At 33.8% G+C, this 17,236-nt stretch carries 17 protein-coding genes and 1 pseudogene; 13 read left to right on the forward strand and 5 right to left on the reverse strand.

Annotated features, from left to right (window positions below; all coding sequences use genetic code 11):
• Nucleotides 1-332 precede the first annotated feature (332 nt).
• The 5 genes and pseudogenes from RGF10_RS09115 to RGF10_RS09135 all read left to right on the forward strand — a co-directional run bounded on the left by RGF10_RS09115 (nt 333) and on the right by RGF10_RS09135 (nt 5,962).
• Nucleotides 333-1,724, forward strand: a complete 1,392-nt coding sequence (locus tag RGF10_RS09115; RefSeq protein ID WP_318508722.1) for a M48 family metallopeptidase — start codon at nt 333-335, stop codon at nt 1,722-1,724.
• 572 nt (nt 1,725-2,296) lie between these two features.
• A complete protein-coding gene (locus tag RGF10_RS09120; RefSeq protein WP_318508723.1) occupies nt 2,297-2,833 on the forward strand; it encodes a hypothetical protein in 537 nt (178 codons plus the stop codon).
• 342 nt (nt 2,834-3,175) lie between these two features.
• The gene (locus tag RGF10_RS09125) at nt 3,176-3,781 is read left to right on the forward strand and encodes an HAD family hydrolase (protein ID WP_318508724.1); all 606 of its coding nucleotides are present in this window, start codon (nt 3,176-3,178) and stop codon (nt 3,779-3,781) included.
• 385 nt (nt 3,782-4,166) lie between these two features.
• A complete protein-coding gene (locus RGF10_RS09130; RefSeq protein WP_318508725.1) occupies nt 4,167-4,814 on the forward strand; it encodes a LysE family translocator in 648 nt (215 codons plus the stop codon).
• Between the two features lie 154 nt (nt 4,815-4,968).
• Nucleotides 4,969-5,962 (forward strand): annotated as a pseudogene (locus RGF10_RS09135) (zinc-dependent alcohol dehydrogenase family protein).
• A 441-nt stretch (nt 5,963-6,403) separates the two neighbouring features.
• On the opposite strand, the gene RGF10_RS09140 reads toward RGF10_RS09135, so the two are convergent.
• Genes RGF10_RS09140 through RGF10_RS09155 form a run of 4 tightly spaced genes read right to left on the reverse strand, consistent with a single transcriptional unit; the run spans nt 6,404 to nt 10,459 of the window.
• Entirely contained in the window at nt 6,404-6,994 is a 591-nt protein-coding gene (locus tag RGF10_RS09140) for a hypothetical protein (protein ID WP_318508726.1), read from the reverse strand.
• A complete protein-coding gene (gene gshAB, locus RGF10_RS09145) occupies nt 6,949-8,736 on the reverse strand; it encodes a bifunctional glutamate--cysteine ligase GshA/glutathione synthetase GshB (RefSeq protein ID WP_318508727.1) in 1,788 nt (595 codons plus the stop codon). Before gshAB ends, RGF10_RS09140 begins: the two co-directional genes overlap by 46 nt.
• On the reverse strand, nt 8,736-10,112 hold the full coding sequence (locus tag RGF10_RS09150) for an MATE family efflux transporter (protein ID WP_318508728.1): 1,377 nt from the start codon (nt 10,110-10,112) through the stop codon (nt 8,736-8,738). The genes gshAB and RGF10_RS09150 overlap by 1 nt, the downstream gene beginning before the upstream one ends.
• 53 nt (nt 10,113-10,165) lie before the next feature.
• Nucleotides 10,166-10,459, reverse strand: coding sequence for an ArsR/SmtB family transcription factor (locus RGF10_RS09155; protein ID WP_318509390.1), 294 nt, complete (start codon nt 10,457-10,459; stop codon nt 10,166-10,168).
• Nucleotides 10,460-10,787: 328 nt separating this feature from the next.
• Between RGF10_RS09155 and RGF10_RS09160 the strand changes: the two genes are divergently transcribed.
• From RGF10_RS09160 to RGF10_RS09195, 8 genes are all read left to right on the forward strand, one after another.
• A complete protein-coding gene (locus tag RGF10_RS09160) occupies nt 10,788-11,021 on the forward strand; it encodes a hypothetical protein (protein WP_318508729.1) in 234 nt (77 codons plus the stop codon).
• Nucleotides 11,022-11,181: 160 nt separating this feature from the next.
• Complete coding sequence (locus RGF10_RS09165) at nt 11,182-11,649, forward strand: DUF2691 family protein (protein ID WP_318508730.1); 468 nt, start codon at nt 11,182-11,184, stop codon at nt 11,647-11,649.
• A 334-nt stretch (nt 11,650-11,983) separates the two neighbouring features.
• Nucleotides 11,984-12,643 carry an EcsC family protein gene (locus RGF10_RS09170; protein ID WP_318508731.1) on the forward strand — a complete coding sequence of 220 codons (660 nt, stop codon included), beginning with the start codon at nt 11,984-11,986 and terminating at the stop codon, nt 12,641-12,643.
• Nucleotides 12,644-12,701: 58 nt separating this feature from the next.
• Nucleotides 12,702-13,031, forward strand: coding sequence for a hypothetical protein (locus tag RGF10_RS09175; RefSeq protein WP_318508732.1), 330 nt, complete (start codon nt 12,702-12,704; stop codon nt 13,029-13,031).
• Between the two features lie 301 nt (nt 13,032-13,332).
• Nucleotides 13,333-13,758 carry a hypothetical protein gene (locus RGF10_RS09180; RefSeq protein ID WP_318508733.1) on the forward strand — a complete coding sequence of 142 codons (426 nt, stop codon included), beginning with the start codon at nt 13,333-13,335 and terminating at the stop codon, nt 13,756-13,758.
• 884 nt (nt 13,759-14,642) lie between these two features.
• Complete coding sequence (locus RGF10_RS09185; protein WP_318508734.1) at nt 14,643-14,951, forward strand: hypothetical protein; 309 nt, start codon at nt 14,643-14,645, stop codon at nt 14,949-14,951.
• A 77-nt stretch (nt 14,952-15,028) separates the two neighbouring features.
• On the forward strand, nt 15,029-15,370 hold the full coding sequence (locus tag RGF10_RS09190) for a hypothetical protein (RefSeq protein ID WP_318508735.1): 342 nt from the start codon (nt 15,029-15,031) through the stop codon (nt 15,368-15,370).
• Between the two features lie 928 nt (nt 15,371-16,298).
• A complete protein-coding gene (locus tag RGF10_RS09195; RefSeq protein WP_318508736.1) occupies nt 16,299-16,496 on the forward strand; it encodes a hypothetical protein in 198 nt (65 codons plus the stop codon).
• Between the two features lie 471 nt (nt 16,497-16,967).
• Here the strand turns inward: RGF10_RS09195 and RGF10_RS09200 are convergent, their stop codons facing one another.
• Nucleotides 16,968-17,156, reverse strand: a complete 189-nt coding sequence (locus RGF10_RS09200; RefSeq protein ID WP_318508737.1) for a hypothetical protein — start codon at nt 17,154-17,156, stop codon at nt 16,968-16,970.
• Nucleotides 17,157-17,236 lie beyond the last annotated feature (80 nt).

The following is a 17,236-nucleotide window of genomic DNA, read 5'->3' on the forward strand; positions in this document are numbered from 1 at the left end:
GAAAATAATAATTAAATTTCGGGGTGTCTGATTATGGGTTATGCAACTAAAGTTCAAGAATTCAAACAAAAACTTGAAGAAATACAGAGTTTATCCATTGAGATGTCCTATACAGCATGGACATTTTATGACGAAATTGTTTGCCCTGATTGTAGAAAACATGAAGGGATATATTGATGTACGAGAAAGAAACACCCACCAGCAACGGCGGGTGTTTCTTTTCACTAATGGTTCAAAAAAGGTGAGTAAATTATGGGAAAATGAGGAGTAGTGACAGAACGAGATAAACAAAATATAATTTCTTTAGCTTAACTAAAGGAGACAAGTAACTATTGAATAAGCGTGATACTGCACCAAGAGATTTGATTTACTATAAAGAGAAAATATATTTCTGGATTGTTCTTTTCTTCAGCATTATTTCTTACGTCCTATTCTCTTTTTCCATTATAGGTTTACCTATAATCGCTGCTTTGTTCTTTCTTTCCTTTTTGCTTCACGGGGTCGCAATGGGGCAAATTCGAACCAACGCAGTTAAGCTTTCGCCTGGGCAATTCCCGGATATCTATACCAAGGTGGAAGAACTTTGCAAAAAAATGGAGCTTAAGAAAATACCGGATGTTTATGTAATGCAATCAGGAGGCATCCTCAATGCCTTTGCAACCCGGTTTTTCCGAAAGAACATGGTCATTGTCTATTCGGAAGTTTTTGACCTCATTGAAGAGGGTTTGGAAGATGAGCTTTATTTCATTCTTGCGCATGAGCTGGCACATATAAAACGTAACCATATGGGAAAGATGGCATTCATCCTGCCATCCATGTGGATCCCAGGATTGGCAGAAACGTATCTTCGTGCCTGTGAATATACATGTGACCGTTATGCAGCGTACTACACGGGAAATCCTGAAGCTTCAGAAAACAGCCTGATGATGCTTGCCATTGGAAAGAAATTATATTACAGGACGGATCGAAATGAATTCATGAATCAAATAAACAGGGAAAAGGGATTCTTTGTATGGCTGAGCGAAATTCTTTCCACACATCCTCCTCTCCCAAAAAGGATTCATGAAATCAAGACCTACTTTGGTGGGGTGGAACCCATCATTTCAGCGAAGAAAACGAAATGGGTATATGGTGCTGTAGCCGTACTCGCATTGTGCATATTTCTTGGTGGAATTTATTCCGAAATGGATAATATTGAATCCCTTCTTCCTTTTGGTAATCTTGAAGACGAAGTAGTTGATGAGCCATCTGACATTCCTCCGATTGTCCAGGCAGCGGTTAATGGGGACACACAGAAGGTCGAAAAGCTTGCCAAGTCAGGAAAAGACGTAGATGAGGAAGACTATACTGGATATACTGCAATGGACTGGTCGATAAAGGCGGGAAATGAGGAAATGGTTAAAACCCTTCTTAAAAATGGTGCTGATCCGAATAACGAAACGAGTTATATGATGACACCGCTAATGACAGCCGCTGAAAAAGGAAGACCGGAAATCATTAAAATTCTTCATTCTGCCAGTGCAAAACTCAATTATCAGGATTCCGAAAACAGTATGACTGCATTAATTTATGCAGCGCAGGGAGAAGACGAGGATACGGTTAAAGTTTTGCTTCAGCTTGGGGCGGATCCTAAAAAGATGGACTACTCAAACATGACACCGTACATGCACGCTCTTGATGTGGGACATGAAAACATTGCTGAACTATTGAAACCGAATAAGTAGGATTTCAAAAAGAACTACTTATGTGGGGTAAATAAAGTATGAACAGAAACAAATTGGTTTTCTTATCAATATTTAGCAGTGTTTTGGTCATTCTGTATATGTTTTTCTAATGGAAAATCATCGATATGATAACGGAATTTTTAGATTGCCTATTCTTCTAATGGTGTTTGGATTATTCATTTTCATTACGGTACGCGAAGTCATATTCTATAAAAATAAAGATTGGAAGCCGATCGTCATCCAGTTCGTCACAATCCTTTTGCTATTTTTAATTACTTTCAATCAGATTAAGGCACCCTAGAGCTGATGCGTTATTACAACATCAAATTTAAATAAAAGTTTTGCTTGAAGGTAAACACTAAAAATGATCCTGCTTTTACTGCCTGGTCCTTTTTTTATTCGACTAACGGGCGCGATTATCAAAAAGATGATTGCGCCTTTTTCATGTTGGGCCATTTAACAGAGTAATAAAGGATAGTGAAGAAAAAAGGTAAGAAGCGGGGGGCAGTTTAACTGAAGAGGAACAACTGATAAAATAGCTATAAATCAAATTCAAAAGGTGTTGTTATTTTGTGGGACAAGTAAGATTGTACAGAATATCTCTGCTATTAATATTAGTTTTTATGGTTGCAGGAATATTATTGTTTATATTGTCCATTATGGCTTTAAGGGCTGCCCCTATTGTGTCAATTTTGATGGTTATTTTTTCAACCTTTACGATAGGTTCTTCAATTTATCTTTGGCGAAAAAGAAATGAAGGTAAAGGATTTTATTGGGATGAAGAAGGAATTGTAATCGACTTAAAGGGAAATAAGGTTTGTTGGGATGAAATTGAAGACATTCAATTTTTTAAAAGTAGTAGCAGCAGTTTTTCAAAGGCTACCGTAATTTACCCTCACTATACTAATCACGAAAATATAAGAATACGACGCAAGAAGTTACTACCAACTCCTGCCCATTCAATTGATTGGATTTTAATCGAAAAGCCAAAGGAATTTCACAATAATTTAATGAAAGTTTGGGAAGAAAAAATAATTAGCAATCATAAAGTCAGATTGCTATTGTTAAGATATATTTATGAATTTTTGGATGGTGTTAATCTTGCGTAGGATACCTAATCTTTACCCTTATTTTTTATTTATACTTGGTATTATAGTAATTGGTAGATTATTACATAAGGAATATGCAAATTATTTTGATTTAGTTTTTATTATCATTTTATTACTTCAAACAATTTATTTATATCAAAGGAAGAAATCAAAAAGACATTAACGATCTTCAAGAATCGGGCGCGAAAATGCAATAAATTAGACTATTTATTTTAGCAGTCCATTTTTCTGGTTATTTATCAACTAAAGAGGCAGTTGATTAAGGAAGTACATTTGAAATTAGTTGTTTTTTCACTATAATATATAATACATAAAAATTCGTACATCGTAGGAGAGCAGATTATGATTAAAAATATTGTATTTGATTTAGGTAATGTGTTATTGAACTGGAACCCTGAGGTGTATCTACAACAAAGGAATATAGAAGTTGATAAAATTCCTGAAGTATATAAAGAAATATTTCAAAGTAAAGAATGGGATTTATTGGACAGAGGGCTTATCACAGAGGATGAAGCAAAAGATATTATAATTAAAAGGAGTCATAACAATGGGCATCTGATAAGGCTTGCATTTGAAAATTGGTATGAGTTGTTTACGCCAATTGAAGATACTGTAGATATTCTGAAAAGTGTAAAAAACGCAGGTTATAAAGCTTATTTTTTGTCTGTTTTTCATTTGTTAGCATTTGAAAATGTAACGAAGAGATATGCCTTTTTTGAACACTTTGATGGTGGAGTTGCCTCTTATGAAGCAAAAATGGTCAAACCTGAAGAAGGTATATATAAACAATTAATAGAGAAATATTCAATAAAGCCTGAAGAGTCCATTTTCATAGATGACTCCAAGGCTAATATTGAAGCTGCAAAAAAACTTAATTTTAATGCAATTCTTTTCGATAGTTCAACGGATTTGAGAGAGGAATTAAAGGAATATAACGTTATTATATAATAGAAAAAAACAATGTTAATTATAAAGACCTTATAAGATCTTTTTGTGGGGTATCCCCAGTATATAAAATTGAAAAGGATTGTACTTAAAAAACGGTAGCATTAGTACAATATGAATTTAGTGATTTTATGATTGAAACCAAATATTGGTTATTCCGTTAAAGGGCGCGAAAATGCAACAAATGGACTGTTAATTTTGGCAGTCCATTTTTCTTGTCCTTTAATCAATTAAAGGAACAGAATACTTCAATAATAAAAAGATAAAACAATTGAATAAATAAACATTTAGTGGTATAAATATACAAACTGATCACAATGGTAATTAGAATAAGGAAGTTGAATTTAGTGAAAAAACACACAAATATGTATAATTTCGGAGGTACCTTATGCTTGATTTTATTAATATAATAGATTTCACTCATTTTACAGCTTTCATAGTCGCTACATTGATAATAGCTATTATTCCGGGACCAGATATGGCTTTTATAGTCAGCCGTACTGTTGTAGGAGGCAAAAAGATTGGAATAGCCACAGCATTTGGAATGCAAGTAGGGGTTATGTTTCATATTCTACTTGCTGCATTTGGACTATCAGCTATTTTGATGACTTCTGCAACTGTTTTTCAAATCGTAAAGTATATTGGTGCCACGTATCTAATTTATTTAGGAATACAGACTGTTCGAGATAAAAAAGGAATAAACATTGATATTCGAGAAAATAAAGGTGGAATATGGAAAGCTTTTTGGCAAGGAGCAATAACTGATATTTTAAACCCGAAAGTAGCTTTATTTTTTCTTACTTTTCTCCCACAATTTATTAATCACGACATGGGCAACACTTTTTTTCAATTCATATTTTTAGGAGTAATTTTTGGAATGCTTAGTTTAACAATTGATGTATGTTATTCAATTGTTGCGAGTTCAATTAGGGATGTTTTAACTAAAAATAAAACTGCAATGAAGTGGCAAAAAAAGGTTAGTGGGTTTACTCTAATCGGTTTAGGAACTTTGCTAGCTGTTGAAAAGAGAGGGTAATCTTAAACGAAAGGGCGCATTTCTCCATCAAGAATTGTGCTCTTTCTTTATGTTAAGGCGCAAATTGTTTAAAATTAGATAAACTTTACAAGGCAGCTGGGGTGAAGATGATATAATTTTATAAAACTGATTTGTATTAAGGAGACTTATAATTTTGGAAGCAAAATGTATTAAATTATATGAATTCGGTAGCCCTAAAGATGTGTTAAGAATTGAGTCTAAAAGTATTGAACCACCAAAAGATAATGAAATCCTTGTTCGAATGCTAGCACGCCCTATCAATCCTTCAGACTTAATACCGATCAGAGGTTCATATTCTCATCGGATTTCATTACCTAATATTCCAGGGATATGAAGGAGTTGGAATAGTAGAAGATGTCGGTCCTTTAGTTTCTCAGCAATTTATTGGTAAACGTGTTTTACCTTTGCGTGGGGAAGGTACATGGCAAGAGTTTGTTAAGACATCTTCAGGGTTTGCGGTTCCTATACCTAATTCGATTGATGATTTTACTGCAGCACAGATGTATATTAATCCAATAACGGCATGGGTAGTTTGTACAGAAGTTTTAAAATTAAAGCCAAATGATGTTTTATTAGTTAACGCATGCGGTTCTTCTATTGGGCATATTTTTGCTCAATTATCGAAAGTTTTGGGTTTTCGATTGATTGCAGTTACTAGAAACAATAAGTATACAAAGGAATTACTTCATTTTGGTGCTTCTTATGTGATTGATACATCTAAAAATAACTTAGATGAAATGGTTTTGCAATTAACTAATGGAAGGGGTGCTGATGCAGCTATTGACTCTGTTGGGGGTTTGGCTGGAAATGAATTAGCTTATTGTGTACATCCTAACGGTAATTTTCTAACCATCGGTCTTTTATCAGGGATACAAGTAAATTGGGCAGAAATTATAAATAAAGTGAAAGTGAATGCGAATATGTTCCATTTGCGAAATTGGAATAATGCTGTCTCAGCAGATAAATGGCAAGAAACCTTTAATCACTTAATAAATTTAATAAGTAATAAAAAATTGCATTTGATGACGGTAGATTCTGAGTTTGATTTATTGAATGTAAAAAGTGCTATCGAAGTCGTTGAATCATCTAAAATAACTAAAGGGAAAGTGTTTTTAACTAGCTATTGAGTAAGTGACATCAACTAAATAGAAGACTTTTTTGTTATTCAATATTACAGATCAAGCACGTGATGTTTTGAAGCAATTATTCCAGGAACATGAAGCGAAAAACATTCGTGTATATTTCGCAGGCTATGGCTGAGGCGGTCCTAATGTGGGGCTGGCTCTGGATGAGCCGGAAAATATGATAAATTAGTAACTATTAATGAAATTCGAGTTGCAATTGATCCTGACATTGAATCGTTTACTGCTGGTCTTACCGTTGAATACACTCAAAAGGCTAATGGGCTTGTATTATTGGGTAATGAGAGCAGCTGTTGTTAAAATAAAAACATTATTAGAGGTAGTTAGCGAAAGACTAACTACCTTATTTAAAAGAGAGAAATCAATTCTCTTCTAAGGATTTTTTTTTTTAGATTAACCTTTTACGACCAATTCAATATGAGCGTATCATTGCATTTTCCCAAACAACAAATCGAGAATTTTTTCATCAGCCTTTCGATTTTGTCCTTTGTAGGGATAACAATGAATATGGATAGCAGGATTAAAGTTAATTTCGATGATACTATAATTCGAGTCAGTCGCTTCTTTTTCAATGTCATCGATCATCATATCCACTCCACAGAACGTAGCGTCGGCAGCTTTAGCAGATTGAATGGCAATCTTTTTATAACTTTCCAGAATTTCATCCGTAAAATCAATGCTGTCTCCGCCAGTACTGATATTTGAGTTTTCCCGTAAGTATACGATTTCACCTGTACTCGGAATATCGGTGATATGCTTCGATTGATTTTTCAAAAACATCTTTTCCACTTCACCCAATTGAATTCGTTCAAGAGGGGTTTTATAACCTTTTCCTCGTAATGGGTCCTTGTTTTTTTCTTGGACGAGCTGTTCAATTGTGTGAATGCTATCCCCTACAACATTTGCGGGTACCCGATGTAAAATCCCGACGACCTCATCGCCCATTACTAAAAAACGATATTCCATTCCTGTCATAAATTCTTCAAGTAGAACAGTCTGGTCGTGTTCAAATGCCATCTCAAAAGCTTTTTGGTAATCCTCAAGGGAAAAGTCCCGGCGAAAATGGTAATGCCAAGTCCAAAATTTGTCGACTTCGGCTTAATGACGATGGGATTATTCCGATAAGTCCCATAATCGGCCAGAGCAGAGTCCAGATCACGATAAACCCTTCCATCTGGCACACGAATGCCGTGTCGCTTAAGGACTTTCTTCGTGACAACCTTATTTTCCATCATTAAAACCGTGCTGTATGAATCAAGGGACGTTTTCGTTGCTTGCTTGACGTACTCTCTATGATTGCCTTTTTGTAGCAGAATAAAATTCTCCTCACGGTCTAAAAATTCAAACGAAATACCTCGTTTAACCGCAGCTTTCAGCAATAGTTGTGTGGATAGCTCCAAGTCTTCGTAGCCAATAAATTGGTAACCACTTGCCTTACTTTCCTCGGCATACTGCTTTGCTTTGTCCATATGGTAAGAAAGATAAGAGGACTTTTGAATCTCAGACTTAACCACAGCAGCAAAACTGAGCTTCGGATTTAATTGCTTTTGTTTCTCTTGATTAAGTAATCGTATGAATGTATCGTCACTAGGCTTTAACACCTGTAACATGTGCTCCATCTCTTTAAAAAAAACTAAGGCTTTTTCCTCTAAAGTTATATAACTGTCTTCACCAAATAACCTACCCTGTAAACCATTCAGGATTAGACTATCATGATTAAGGGCAGCTACTTTTTGTTCTTCTTCTCCGAATGGCCCGTCTTCGATAAGCATCATAAATAGGAGAAATAAATGAACAAATTTCAGCGATTCTTTGCTAACCCCAATTTTATAAAGGGGGTTTAAATCAATCATACGCAGTTCCAAATAGGCGATTCCATTCTGCAACAAAGCTTGAACCAGGTCTTTCCCTTTTTCAGGTTTTATTCTTACAGGACTATAATACTCCCTCACACTCAATAATTCCTTGGATTTAACCAACGATTGTAAGTCTCGAACATACTCTTCAACCGAATCATAAGAAATATAAAATGTTTTTTCATTACGGTAGCCGCATACACTATTACGCAAGGAACCCATGTTCGGAAAAAAATAGCTTTCTTCATCCAAGTGTTCGCTCAATTGAACACATTTTTCGATATAGGTTTTATCAAAGACAGGACTAGCTCCGGTCAAATAAATAAGCAACCAACGATATTTCAATACGTTTCGAGCTACTCTCAAATAGGTGTTGTTTTTAAAATCCTTAAAGCTTTTATTGACATGTAAAGCATGATATATCCTTTTTAAAAACTCCTCATTGAACGAAAAATTATAATGGATTCCGCTTATTAATTGTCTTTTCCGGCCGTATTTTTCGGCCAATTGGAGCCGATAATGATCTTCTTCTGGATCATTCATCAAAGCAATTGGGATTTCCTCATCATTAGGCAATGCAGGTGGATTGCTGCTGGGCCATAGATATTCATCATTTAACTCAAGTGTCACAATATCATGGATCGTTTCTAAAAATTGATATGTCTCATCAATCGTTTCGAATGAAGGCGTAATCATTTCGATTTGGCTTTCCGAAAAATCCGTCTTAATATACGGATTTTCCATTTTTACTCCAAAAGATTTTGGGTGGGGTGTCAATGCTAGTTTTCCATTCTTATCGACTCGGTTATTTTCTTTTTCCAAACCAAAATTGCCACGCCAAATATCTTTATATAAATAATTGTCCATCACGAGTTGTAATAATTCATGATTCAACATACCCATTACAATGTACCTTCTTTCAGTTCATCCTGTAACCTTGATCCCTTTATCATTTGATTCATTTTTCCAAGTGTCCGCTTAAACCAAAAAACAAGAATGATTCCTTTTAGGACACTGCTTAATGCAATGGACATCCAAACACCATTCAGTCCAAAAGGAACCGACAGCATGATCGCCATTGGAATTCTCAATGTTGTTAAAATAATGCTGAAAATAGGTGGAATATAGGTTTTTCCAATTCCGTTGAATGCACCGACTGTCATAAGCTCCAAACACATAAACAATTGGGAATATCCAATAATTCTCATATAGTCACTGCCTAGAAAAAGGCTGGATTCATCCGACAAGAATAATGAAAAAATTGGCCGTGGAAGTAAAATGAATAAAAACGAAATCAAAACTCCAAAAATCGATGTGATGAATAGGGCATTGTTATACCCCTTTTTAATTCGGTCCTGTTTGTGCGCTCCGTAATTTTGGCCAATGAATGCTGCAATGGCACCTTGAAGACCACCAATTGTCATATAAGAAATCGACTCAATCTGTATTCCGACTCTTTGGACAGCAATAGCATTTGGTCCCCACTGGACAATAATTTTAGCAATAATAATGGAAATTACGGTAAAGGTAACCCGCTGTAGCGTGATCGGTATTCCCATCCGAAGAACTTCCTTCATTTTTCCTACATTGAACATAAACGGTTTGGAGAACAAAGTTAGGTTTTTCGTGTGCGCGATAAACAAACAAGTTACAACTACATTGGCCGATAAAGTAGCAAGTGCCGCCCCTGATACACCTAATCCTTTAAAATTCCCCAATCCAAAAATGAATAAAGGGTCAAGAATCAAGTTTACAAGGAACCCAACCGTTTGTACGAGAAAAGGTTTTCCGCTGTTCCCCATTGAAGTTAGAACGGTACTGAGTAAGATGTTAAAAAAAGAAAAGATCGTTCCAATAATCGATATGGTGAGAAACTGTGAGGCCATTTTTTCTATTTCGTCTCTGCCTAAATCAAAAAAACCTATTAAATCATTTCTTGTTAGGAAAATAAACAACATATATATGAAACCTAGTAACAAAGACATTAATAATCCATTATGGATATAAACTTTGGCTTGATCTTCTCTTCCAGCGCCTATGCTATGTGCAACCTTGACGCCTGTACCGATGGAAACCATCGTAAATAACGCAACTGCCAAGTTCACGAAAAAGATTGCTGTCCCAATAGCCGCGACTGAACTGCTTCCCAATTTCCCAACCCAGATCATATCAACAAGCCCGTAGGTTGTAGATATGAAATTCGTTGCAATAATCGGCAAAGTTAATTTCATCAAAGTAGATGCAATAGGTCCTTCTCTCAAATCATACTTTCCCTTCACTATCATATACCTCCTATGTTAATCAAAAAAATTTGATTTAATATCTAAAAAAATTAACAACAAGTCGACTTGAAAACGCAACAAAGTTCATGTGATAGTAAATGATTTAACTCATCCTGATTCAACTCGTAGTAACTCCAAGTTCCCTTTGTTTCCTTTTTTATAAGGTTTGCGTCTAATAAAATCTTCAAATGATAAGATAATTTAGATTGTGCCATATCGACCAAGGGAGCTAAGTCACAAACACACATAGTCCCATTTTTCGTAAGAAGATTCATAATCTGTAGTCTTTTTTTGTCAGCGAGGGCTTTAAACTTTTGTTCATATTGTTCAAACAATCGATCCATTGAATCGTCTTGAAAATCAATGTTTAAGTCCATTTCTTTTTTCATATTATTTACCCTCTTTTCCTTCATCAAATAATCTTGATATATTTATATTAAATACAATATTTTCTCGTGTCAATTATTCATCAAAATAATTTGATTTATTTTACTCATGACATCTTGGAACGTTCTTCCGAACGGGCGCGAATATGCAACAACTTGGACTTTTTGAATTTGAAGTTTATTTTTCATGCCTTTAAACAATTAATAGCTAGATTATTGGAAGTAAAAAAGTGACAAACTAACAGGTATATCAATTCCTAAAAAGGAGTAAGGAAACCGTACGATTATGAAAGTAGTGGCTATAGGGATTATATTGGTGGTTTGTGGAAGTATCATTTTAGGGTGGTTTATTAAAGAAGCTTATAAAAATTATAAAAATGAAAGTAAAAAAACCAAAATTTTCTATTTCCTATGGGTGATTTTAGGTCTCGTATTAGATTTTAGTAATGGATTAATTATTATTGTTGGTCTTATTTTATTAGGTATTCTCTTAATAATCTATTCCCCACTCTTCAACTAACTGGTGTGATGCTTTAAGAAGGCATCGCCTTTCCTTGTTCAGCTTAACCCGTAAATAGAATTAAAGGGCGCTTCGTAAAGAACTGCGATCTCTTTTTTATAGGGAAAACTAGAAATGTAATTACACTAAGGATTCGGAAAAACAAAGCCAGGTGATAAATATGAGACGAGGAATTAGTTTTGAAATTCCAAATGAATACGGAAGTTTCCTTGGGGAAGTATTAAAGCCCATTAACATAACTGAATATATTTGGCGTATTGAGGGCGAGGAATCATATTCAGTGGAGGTTGATAAGTTAGGAGAACTCCTTTTCCTACAAGAGAAAAACGAAATAGATGGCTTATTCCTTAAAGGTTTTTTAGAAGATAAAACGTATAATCTTATTTTTGCTGATTTAAAAGCATACCCAAAAGGAAAGAATCCAGCAAATATTGAGACGTATGAGGAGTTTTTAAATAGCGGATGTGAGCTGGTGCTTTTAGTCGTTGATTCTGTTTATTTCACAATTTATTGTAAGGACAGAGAAAAACTTGAAAACTTATATAATAATGCCAAGTTAAGAGGTTTTGATGATCTCCAATACATTACCGACGAAAATGACACAAGAACAAGGCTATCAGTATGGTAATGGCTGCTTTATAAACACTGTGTTCCAATTCAACAATAGAGCGCGATATCACAAGATTTTCGCTCCCATTTTATGCTTGGGTACTTTAGTAGAAGGCGTTCATTTAATTGAACAACCCTTTAAAGAAAATTGTATATTTTTTGATAAGGAATAGATGAGTTTGTGATAAAGTTTACTTAACTAACGTAATTAGTTTAATGTAACAAGGATTGTAGAACTTCATTTTTAAAAATTTTTATCAGTACTGGATTTATGTATACTAAGGAAATTAATAAAAAGACAGAGTAATAGGATTACACACACATTATTTTAAGCAAATTTGGAGGAATTACATATGGGTCTAAACGAAGGTAATGTGCAAAAATTTTTAGATTGGACATATGAAAAAGTATTAAACGGGATACCAGGTACAGCTTCAGTTGATGAGTTAGCTAATAGCTATACGTCAAAACACTCTTCTAATGATAAAGCAATCAAAAGTTTAATCCGATGGCAACAAGGAAAAACAGGTACAAATGGATTTGTTGCTGGGTTAGGTGGAATTATTGTTATGCCTGTCGCCATCCCTACAAATCTAGCTTCTGTAATGTATATGCAAATGAGAATGATTGCAGCAATTGCTTATATTCGTGGGTACGATTTAAAGGATGACCAAGTACAAACTTTTGTATATGCATGCTTAACAGGACAATCTGCATCAGAATTAGTAAAGCAAAGTGGAATTAAAATTGCTCAGAAGGTTGGCGAAGCACAAATTAAAAGAATACCCGGTGAGGTTATAAAACAAATTAATCAAAAAGTTGGTTTTAGATTAGTAACGAAATTTGGAGAAAAAGGGGTTATTAATTTAGGCAAAATGGTGCCATTACTTGGGGGAGTAGTTGGTGGAGCATTTGATGCTTCATCTACTTATTTGATTGGGAAAGCAGCTGAAAAAACATTTATTGAGGGCGGTTATGATAAAGATAATGGGATTATTATAGATATGACCTAGTTTAATCCGAAACTGTCAACCTACCGCAGTTGAATAAATAAAATATGGAGGGAATGAGATGAAGAAGACTCTTATCATTTTTTTAATATCATTAATTGTGGAAGCAGCAATCACCTATTATGTTGCAGAGAAATTTGCCATCCGATTCATTGAAATTATGTTTTTTGGAGGAGTCGCTTTTTCTATGATCACCTTTTGGTTTTCTAGCAGTGGAGGCATTTTCACAAAGTATAGTGAAAGTGAGGCTAGCGCCATGACAGGCGTTATCCAGAAACGATCGGAACTTGTCTTCAGAAAAGGGCCTGTGTTCATGGCATCTCTAACGTTAATGCTAATTGGTCTGGTCATCTTCATCCTCCTAATTGCCGGGGTTATTCCTGAAGTATAGGGTGCGGCTCATTTAAGAACAAATTGTAAATGAATATTGAGAAAAATACACCATGCAAAATCAATTGAATTTTAACTAAATGAAGTAATGAGTTTCTAAACAATCGGGCGTAATTATCGAGAGATGATTGCGCCCATATCTGTTTTACTAGATACAGAAAAATACCCGGACCACTAGGTTGGAGTTTAGATGAGATTATGAAATGCTGGATTTAAAGTAACGAGTTTATTAATCAATTGTTATGGATAATATTAATTGATTATGTGGAATCTAACGTTAAAAATTATTGGGAGCGAGCATCATGAAGAAAATGTTTGTACTCTTTGCAATTTTATTAATGTTTTACACAGATAACTTGGTTCATGCTAAACCACCAGAGCCAAAGGAAATTAAACCTTATGCAGAAGACTGGTATGTTACACCAGAAGATATTATTCGAGATATTATATTTCCAGCTATTGATAAAAGTGTAATAAAAGAGTACGGAGGAAAAGAGGCTTCCAGTTTTGGTTGGCAGCAACAGAGGATTTTTAATATTGTTTATAACAACAATCATACGTATGATATTTCCCTAAAAATTCAAATTCCCGACAGCAACAATGATTCATTTGAATACATAGAGGACTTGGTTAAGGTAAGAGTTTCTCCATCTTGTGATAGTCCTAAAATTGGATGTAGTCATGGCTTTAAGGTAGAAGTATTAGACTATAAGCATCTAAATAAATAATGAATTAGTGTTGTTTTTAAATATGTTCAAGAGAACAATTCTAGAGCATTGAATCTGCGTTCTTTCTTGTACGACGGATAGGAGGCGCGAAAATGCAACAAAATGGACTTGATAATTTTAGCAGTCCATTTTTCACGGCCTTTAATAAGCTTTAGGGTAGGTTAGTGGAGAATGAATTCTTAAATAATTGTATAAATTGAATATCTTATGTTATTGTTAGTGTAAATTTACACCTTGTAATATGTTAACATAGGGGGTTCTAATTTGAGGAAAATAGGCATCATTATCTTTTTAGTTATTTTCTACTGTTTTCCATTTGTTTTTTTTCAATGAAACAAGACTTTACTAAACGTTCAATGATTGGGTATCTAATAATGATTGTGGCAACTTCCTTTCTAGCATTCGTTTTGAAATCCTTTTATAATTTCATACCCATTATTATCGGAAATGTTTTATCCTTTGTAATTTCTTATTATTTTAATGCAAATATGTCCGAAACAGAGATGTGGGATGGTGGATATTTTAAACCATTTACTTCTTCTCAACTATTAGTGGTTGTAAGTCTTTTGAATTTAATTCCACAGTACATAGCAATTGTTTTAGCGAATAAAGTTCATAATATGAAAAAGATTAAATTTAATAGAGATTAAAATTGAATAGATCTTAACAGCAATTGGGCGCATTTCTCAAATTAGAATGCGGCTATTTTATTAGATAACTAGGTAAACGTTTTATAAGAGATTGTGAAATTCTACATCTAAAGTAACAGGTCAGGGTAGTTAAAGAAGCAGGTATATCTAGTTGAATCTAGAAAATGTTATTATAAAGATTTGGATTTATTAGTCAGGTTCATTTTATAAAGCTAGAGAATGGAGGTTGTTTAATTGGCTGAAATAACGATGAAAAAAGTAAATATATTGATTCCATTGTTTTTATTAGTTATCAACTTTATTTTCTCTGCCTTTCTTATTGAAGAATTAATCGATGCATCTGAGCCAAATTACGGTGTAACTGGTTTATTTACACCTGTAATTGGTTTGATTTCCTTTTTATATATAAGAAAAGTAGAAGGAAAAAAGCAAAATGTTTTGTTCAGAGTTTTACAGCTTTTTAATTGGATTTTTATTATTTTTCCAATAGCTGTTTTCCATTCTCTTGTTCCACTAACTGGGCGTGGGATTAGCAAACTTTGAGAAGTATTAATTTATGTTACATTTTTGAGAGGATACTCAAAAGTTGGAATATTTTTAGAACAAAAGAGGCGGATAAAGTGGCGGAAATAAGAAGGGATAATTCAAAAAGGTTCAAGTTTGTCGGCATAGGGATGGTACTTATAGTGGTGGTCGGATTAAGCACATGGCAATCGGTGGATAGATACAAGGAAGTTAAACAAATTGAGTCGAAATTGGGTTTTGATATTACTGTGGTAGATAGACAGTCACACGATGCATGGTGGGCAGCAACGAGAACGTATCTAGTGAAACCATTAGGAGATGGTAACGAGAGCAATATAGAATACCTATTTTACTTGAACAAAGAAAACAAGGTCGAACAATGGGCGAAGGTCAGAAATGGAAAGACAATCAAACAAAATATCACAGAAAAAGAGTAGAGTTGGATAGATATTCAAGAAGGACATCATTTTCTTTTGCATTTATCAGGTTATCACCATAAAAGAAAACTCAGCTTGATTTGTTAATAAACGGTGTGTTAGTTGAACTGGAGATATATGGTTTTTAAGGAAGCGGAAAAATCTAAGTTATTCAATTAAAGAGCGCGAAAATGCTAGAAAATGGACTTTTAAATATAGCAGTCCATTTTCTTAGCCTCTAATCAATTACAGGCCAGGTTTATTATGAAATGTGGAAGAATTATATAAATCTTTAAAGATGAAACTTTAAATAAATGGTAAAATTAGGACAAATAGCAAGTAAGGTGAAAATTATGAGGTCACTTATGAAAAAAATTAGCTTGCAAATAAATAAAGAAAGGATTAAACCTTTTTTAGTAATTTATTTAATACTTTTAATTGTTTATATAATTATTAGTATATATACCTTTAAAGATAATAGTGTTAATTATTTTTATAATGGGCTTGGACAAATAGTTATTGCAGGATTTTGGTTACTAATGGGGATAGAACATTTACTTCTTAAAAAGAAATTGTTTTCAATCTTCTGTTTTGTGTTATCTCTTATGTTTATATCTTTAGTCATACAAAATTTTAATTTATTCATCTTATAGATATATATAGAAAGATTTAACAAATAAAGGGCAATTGTTACTAAACAATCAGGTGCTTTACTTCAAAAACGATATTCAGTAATCGGGTGCAAATCTCTAACACGAGCTGTGTCTATATTTGTATTGGCCAGATTGATGAGCAACAAGTTATGGGATAATGTAAAAATTAGGAAGTTAATGTGAAGAAAGTACTTAAAGAACGGGGCAGGTGAGCTAAAGAATACTTACAATTCCAACCAATATTATATGGTATAATTCGACCTATAATTATTAAATTCAACGCTAGAGGTTATTCAATGAAGTTATTTACACTAAAAAGGCAGTTTAATGGATATAAAAAAGGAACACAGTTTTACTTGATAGCTGAATCGGAATTTATAGGGGTTAAAGAGTTTGTATTGAGAACAAAAGATTTAACGAATAGGATAACGATTAATGAAAGTGAACTTCTTAAGAATTTTACTTTCATAATAGAAGAGCGATTTTCAGGATGAAGGTCGCTTTTTTATTATGGAGAAAGAAAGGATTGGAGATGGGAGAAGTTATATGAACAAACGTACAGGTAAGGATGAAGATTATGTAATCACATTATGTGATGAGCTTTTAGGAGTATAGGGCACAAGACAGCATGGATTTGATTTCTTAAGGGCTGATCAAGGGAAAACAAATAAAATGGGAAGATCATTACCAGTCGATGTAAATTATCCAATTTAAATTTGGTAATTGAATATCAAGAGAAACAACACGAAGAAACCAACTTCCTTTTTGATAAACCAAATAAAATGACAGCTTCATTAGTGGTATTGGTTATTTATTGGCAGCTTTTACTGAAAGAAAACAGGTACTACACGACATCATCGCCAAAACATTGGTAAAAGTTAATAATAATAAAATTTAATGCTTGTTTCTGCATGTCAGAAATCCAATTAAACTACTGTAAACACGTTAAGAGAAATAATATGATTTCAATTTTTACTAAGTTTTTGAATACCAACGTGCAGAATTAAACCTATTGCACTCCAAATGTTCAGAATAACAGCAATTGTTATCAAAATCCAATGTAACAACTCTGGTAACTGTGTAGTTAGGCTTATTGTTAAGGCACTGCTACCAACTATTAACATTGCTAATAGCAAAGGTAAGTTCTTTACCACAAAATACACCTCCCTTATTTATCCAATATTTATTATATCATACTCAATTTTCTTCAAAAAACAACAAACTATACGAAAAC

This window comes from Bacillus sp. T3 (genome assembly GCF_033449965.1).
Lineage (GTDB): Bacteria > Bacillota > Bacilli > Bacillales > Cytobacillaceae > Bacillus_BU.

What these genes read in the sequence shown, in the direction of transcription:
- RGF10_RS09125 (WP_318508724.1), top strand. Translation starts at nt 3,176, where the DNA reads ATGATTAAAAATATTGTATTTGATTTAGGTAATGTGTTATTGAACTGG.
- RGF10_RS09130 (WP_318508725.1), top strand. Translation starts at nt 4,167, where the DNA reads ATGCTTGATTTTATTAATATAATAGATTTCACTCATTTTACAGCTTTC.
- RGF10_RS09140 (WP_318508726.1), bottom strand. Translation starts at nt 6,994, where the DNA reads ATGGCATTTGAACACGACCAGACTGTTCTACTTGAAGAATTTATGACA.
- gshAB (WP_318508727.1), bottom strand. Translation starts at nt 8,736, where the DNA reads ATGGGTATGTTGAATCATGAATTATTACAACTCGTGATGGACAATTAT.
- RGF10_RS09155 (WP_318509390.1), bottom strand. Translation starts at nt 10,459, where the DNA reads ATGGATCGATTGTTTGAACAATATGAACAAAAGTTTAAAGCCCTCGCT.
- RGF10_RS09160 (WP_318508729.1), top strand. Translation starts at nt 10,788, where the DNA reads ATGAAAGTAGTGGCTATAGGGATTATATTGGTGGTTTGTGGAAGTATC.
- RGF10_RS09165 (WP_318508730.1), top strand. Translation starts at nt 11,182, where the DNA reads ATGAGACGAGGAATTAGTTTTGAAATTCCAAATGAATACGGAAGTTTC.
- RGF10_RS09170 (WP_318508731.1), top strand. Translation starts at nt 11,984, where the DNA reads ATGGGTCTAAACGAAGGTAATGTGCAAAAATTTTTAGATTGGACATAT.
- RGF10_RS09175 (WP_318508732.1), top strand. Translation starts at nt 12,702, where the DNA reads ATGAAGAAGACTCTTATCATTTTTTTAATATCATTAATTGTGGAAGCA.
- RGF10_RS09180 (WP_318508733.1), top strand. Translation starts at nt 13,333, where the DNA reads ATGAAGAAAATGTTTGTACTCTTTGCAATTTTATTAATGTTTTACACA.
- RGF10_RS09195 (WP_318508736.1), top strand. Translation starts at nt 16,299, where the DNA reads ATGAAGTTATTTACACTAAAAAGGCAGTTTAATGGATATAAAAAAGGA.